The sequence below is a fragment of the uncultured Arcanobacterium sp. genome (assembly GCF_947253055.1).
GTDB lineage: Bacteria > Actinomycetota > Actinomycetes > Actinomycetales > Actinomycetaceae > Arcanobacterium_A.
This window is the reverse complement of the sequence record NZ_CAMXYE010000089.1, coordinates 1-4,695: the sequence shown is the minus strand read 5'-3', so window position 1 is coordinate 4,695 and position 4,695 is coordinate 1. Positions and strand designations below refer to the sequence as shown.

General features: G+C 49.2%; 5 protein-coding genes. 4 read left to right on the top strand and 1 reads right to left on the bottom strand.

The genetic code is table 11. The features are described from left to right. The first annotated feature begins 31 nt into the window (after positions 1-31). On the top strand, positions 32-1,393 hold the full coding sequence (gene obgE, locus Q0X35_RS05975; RefSeq protein WP_297566510.1) for a GTPase ObgE: 1,362 nt from the start codon (positions 32-34) through the stop codon (positions 1,391-1,393). A gap of 80 nt (positions 1,394-1,473) precedes the next feature. Next, positions 1,474-2,571, top strand: coding sequence for a hypothetical protein (locus tag Q0X35_RS05970; RefSeq protein WP_297566508.1), 1,098 nt, complete (start codon positions 1,474-1,476; stop codon positions 2,569-2,571). 16 nt (positions 2,572-2,587) lie between these two features. Here the strand turns inward: Q0X35_RS05970 and trxA are convergent, their stop codons facing one another. Continuing rightward, positions 2,588-2,941: a thioredoxin gene (gene trxA, locus Q0X35_RS05965; RefSeq protein ID WP_297566506.1), complete on the bottom strand. Its 354-nt coding sequence runs from the start codon at positions 2,939-2,941 to the stop codon at positions 2,588-2,590. A 92-nt stretch (positions 2,942-3,033) separates the two neighbouring features. On the opposite strand from trxA, the gene nadD reads away from it, so the two are divergent. Then, the gene (gene nadD, locus Q0X35_RS05960) at positions 3,034-3,753 is read left to right on the top strand and encodes a nicotinate-nucleotide adenylyltransferase (protein WP_297566504.1); all 720 of its coding nucleotides are present in this window, start codon (positions 3,034-3,036) and stop codon (positions 3,751-3,753) included. Continuing rightward, a partial coding sequence (locus Q0X35_RS05955) for a hypothetical protein (RefSeq protein WP_297566503.1) occupies positions 3,753-4,695 on the top strand: 943 nt, incomplete at its 3' end. The genes nadD and Q0X35_RS05955, both read left to right, overlap by 1 nt.

Sequence of the window (4,695 nt, the reverse complement as noted above, 5' to 3'; positions counted from 1 at the left end):
ATTAGAATAACGGTCTCGTGGGCTCGGAGATGTGTATAAGAGACAGCCCCATATGCGTGCAGAAAAAGGTGCTCCGGGAGCGGGAGATTTACAAAATGGCAAGCGGGGGGAAAATCTGATTGTAAGCGTACCGGCGGGCACAGTTGTAAAGGATATGGAAGGAAATATTCTCGCTGATTTAGTGAACTTGGGAGCTGAATATGTAGCTGCTGCCGGAGGGCAGGGTGGATACGGAAATGCCGCTTTAGCTTCCCGTAAGCGTAAAGCTCCTGGTTTTGCTTTGTTAGGTGATATCGGGGAGAAGCGAGATTTGCGCTTAGAGTTGAAATCGGTGGCGGATGTGGCTCTAGTTGGTTTTCCCTCCGCAGGTAAATCTTCTTTAATATCTTCTTTGAGCGCTGCTCGCCCGAAAATAGCTGAGTATCCTTTCACCACTTTACAGCCGCATTTAGGGGTAGTGGAAAAAGGGGATATGCGCTATACCATTGCAGATGTGCCGGGGCTGATTCCAGGTGCGGCGCAGGGTAAAGGTTTAGGTTTGGAATTTTTACGCCATATTGAGCGCTGTGCAATTATTTTGCACGTAATCGATTGCGCCACTTTAGAAAATGACCGAGATCCGCTCAGTGATTTAGCGGCTATTGAATATGAACTTACGGAGTACAGCCAGCAAATTACCTATGAGCCGGGAATTGTGCCGCTAAGTGAACGCCCGCGGGCAGTGGTGTTGAATAAAGCCGATGTGCCCGAAGCTAAAGAATTAGCACAGTTCGTGGCCGGAGATATAAAGCAGCGGGGTTTGCCAGTATTTGTCGTTTCCGCTGTCAGTCGGGAGGGACTCGATAAGCTGGGCTATGATTTAGGGATTATGGTTAAACGAGTGCGAGAGCGCGAAGAAATAGTGGCAGCTACGCAGCCGCGCCCAGTGCTTCGCCCGTTAGATAAACGCAGCGCTTCTATTAACGTGCAGAAGCAGCGGCAGGGAGATCAGGAATTTTATCAAATTCGCGGCGATAAGGCGGAGCGCCTAGTGCGGCAAACTGATTTCAGTAACGACGAAGCAGTGGGATATTTGGCAGAGCGTTTAGCTGGTCTGGGTATCGAAAAAGAGTTGGCACGCCAGGGTGCGCGAGCTGGCGATATGGTAGTAATTGGTCCGCTCGAGGGAGGAATGATTTTTGATTGGGAGCCGAGTGTGCTCGCTATAGAAGAGAATGTAGCTCCGCGTGGTGAGGATTCGCGTTTGCTTCAGCAGATGCGCCCCACGCGGCGCGAGCGGAAAGCTGCCTATCATCAGTCGATGGATGCAAAAGAAGCTGCCCGGCAAGAGCTGCAGCAAGAGAGAGAAGCTGGGCATTGGACGAATCCGGAAGTAGAATCTGCTTTGGATTAAGGAAAGAATATATAGCGAGAGTATTCCGGAGTATTCCGGAGCATTTGCAGCGGAAATATTCTTGAACTAAAGGGAGAAATATGCCGATTGAGTTGGCAGCGCGAAAAGCTGCTGTATTAGGTAGCTCAGAAAGTATGCTCACGGCTGGTGATGCAGGTACTACTGGTGAAGTAGATATTCGCCGGGAAGTGTTTATGGGTATTGATCTTTCTCCTTTGGGTGCTCATAGTATGCGGGTGCCAGGTGAATATGGGGTAGAGGAATTAGCTGGACATCTTAATTTGCCGCGTCTAGCAGGGGCGATTAATGCTGCCCAGCAAGGAGGCTTGGATTTTATAGCTTTAAATCAAGATTTTCATATTCAAGCTGCCGCAGAGCAAGCTACGCGGAATGAAGATTCTTCACTAGATAAGCAGCTTGTAGTAGGTGCACAGCGCCCGGCCAGCGGGAATTTTGCTACAGGTAGGCAGCCTATTACTACCAAGCAGAGTACTAATTTTTTAGACGGGTTAAAGGCAGCGGCGCAGCTGCAAGATTTGATTCCGCCGGCTACTCTCGCCGTAGAGATTCCGCTCGCCGCCGCCTCCGAAGTGTTCAGTAATCCGGCTCTTGACTTAAAAAGTTGCCGCGAAATTCTGCTGCCCCTATCCGCGGCAGATTTCCCTTCTGCAGAGCAGTTAGCTGGATTTGCCCGCGGAGCAGTTGCGCGAAAAGTACAGTTGAGTGCGGTAATTATGGAAGCGGAGCTATTGCAGAATAAATCTGCTCTACTCAGTAAATATTTTCAGGCGGTGTGGTGCCGGAGTGCGGATATAGAGGGAATTCGCCGCGGGCGTATCTCCCTGCAGCAGGAGCGAGAAAAAAATAGTGCGCCGTTGCCGATAATTCTAGAACTAGGGGTGGCTATTTCGGCCACGCTGCGGGCAGCGGAAGAAAGATTAGTGCTTATTGAGCAACTCACGCAGCGGCCAGCTTTTTCGGATATTGCGGCAGTAATCGGTACGGTGTACGACGCTGCGTACCAGATAGAAGACTATATAAAGAGGGGAGTGGCGGACGGAATCGTATTCCGCCCAGCTTCACTCCCCACCGATTTGGCTTCGATTATGCGTGGCGTACTGCCACTGCTCCAAGAGCGCGCCAAAGGGCAAAAAGATTTGCCGTTATTTCGCTCCTAGCTTTTACTTCGCACTCCTAGTTATTATTTTCTTGTGCGCGCACTTTATCCATATCCAGATCTTTTACTCGCCCAATTAGATCTTCTAAAGCGTTTTTATCGAGTGCGCCTGGTTTCGAATAAACTTTGATGCCATCGCGATAGACCACGAGGGTAGGAATCGACATAATCCCGTACGACTGAGCTAAATCGCCGTTCTCTTCCGTATCTACTTTTCCAAAGGTAACATCAGAATGATTTTCCGAAACTGCCTCGAATACTGGTCCAAATTTTTGGCAGGGCCCGCACCAAGGTGCCCAGAAATCCAATATAGTAATGCCGTCTTTTGTCAATTCTTCGATATTCTGCGCGGTTACTTCTACGCTTGCCATGAAATATCCTTTCAGTTGTGTGCAGGTTCTGCGTTACAATTGTCTTTAGCTACAACGCATAATAGCGTGAAATAATTCCTTAAGGTTAGGCTGTGGACGAAATAAACGCTTTCACCTCGAATAATGTACATCCCGCGCCGGGGCGTCGCCGTATTGGAATCATGGGTGGTACTTTTGATCCTATCCATAACGGGCACTTAGTGGCGGCATCGGAAGTGCAGCACTATTTTTCTTTAGACGAAGTGGTGTTTGTGCCCACTGGCCAGCAACCGTTCAAACAAGGTGTAAAGGTGGTCTACGCCGAGCACCGATATTTAATGGCGGTGATTGCCACAGCTAATAATCCGCGTTTTTCCGTATCGCGCGTAGATATCGATAGAGGTGGTATCACTTATACAATCGATACGCTGCGGGATTTTTCTAAGCAATATCCAGATGCTGATCTCTTTTTTATTACCGGTGCAGATGTACTTCCGCAGATATTGCGATGGAAAAATAATGATGAACTTTGGGAATTGGCGCATTTCGTAGGGGTCACCCGCCCGGGGCATAAGCTAGATATTTCTGGATTGCCGGCAGATGGGATTACCCTTCTGGAAGTGCCAGCTATGGCTATTTCTTCTACCGATATTCGCCACCGGGCGCACGATAATCGACCGGTGTGGTATTTAGTGCCAGATGGCGTCGTACAATATATTAGTAAGTATAATTTGTATCAGGACGGGCAGTTAGATACTACTGCTTTAAGTGGTGCCGGTATTTCGGAAACTACGGAAGAGAAGTTAGAAGAGCTTGAAGGAAAGGGACTGTAATGAGCGATACCCCGCGTTTAACTCGTAAACAACTACGTGAGTTGGGAAAATTGGAAGTTAAATCTCCGGATGCTCCTTCGCTTACTGATACGCAAGAGCTGCGTTTGCGCCGTCCATCTCGAAAAGAATTACGTGAGGCAGAGAAGCTGCGTGCTACAGCTCGGGCGGCAGCAGAGGCGCCGGAAAAGTTAGAGCGTAAATCCGTATTTTCGCGTTTTCAAAGTGAAGACGGAGAAGTGGAAACGCCGGCACCTACAGCTAATGGGGAATCGCCGGTAATAACGGCGGAGGAGCCAGTTGTAGTGCAGCCAGCTGCGGTGGAAGAACTTAATGAAAAAGCCGAGAGCACCGCTGCGCCCGAAAAAGAGCCGGATAAAAAAGCAGCTGTTGATACAGATGTGGATGCGGCTGCGGATGCTGATATAGATTTAGATGCGGCTTTGGCAGCGGATGCTGATGATGCAGCTCCGCGTAGCTTGCGCGAACGGCTGGTGATGCGTACGCGGCGCGATAAAATTAAAGCGAGTGAGAGCCCCGCGGCAGAAGAAGTATCTGCAGAAGAAGTATCTGGAGAAGAAATATCTGGAGAAGAAGCAGAGGCAGCTGCTCCAGAGGTGCAGAGCGAGAAAGTGGAAAGCGATTCTGCTCTCACTGCGCAAGATGAAAATTCTGCAGATGAAAATCTGGAAGTAGCAGCTACCGAGAAGAACGCGGCAGCCGAAGAAGTAGAAGCGGCAGAACTTGCAGAAGCAGGAAAACTTATAGAACCAGCAGAGCCAGCAGAAAAGATAGATACAAAAGCTGCAGCTGCCTCAGCTGAAAAAGCAACGGAGATAAAATCCGAAAAGAGCGATAAAGAAAAGAAAGTCAACAGGGGTGGGGAGCGTTCCTCTCGCCGAGCTTGGTTTGTGCTATTTATACTAATCGCAATCGGGATTATCG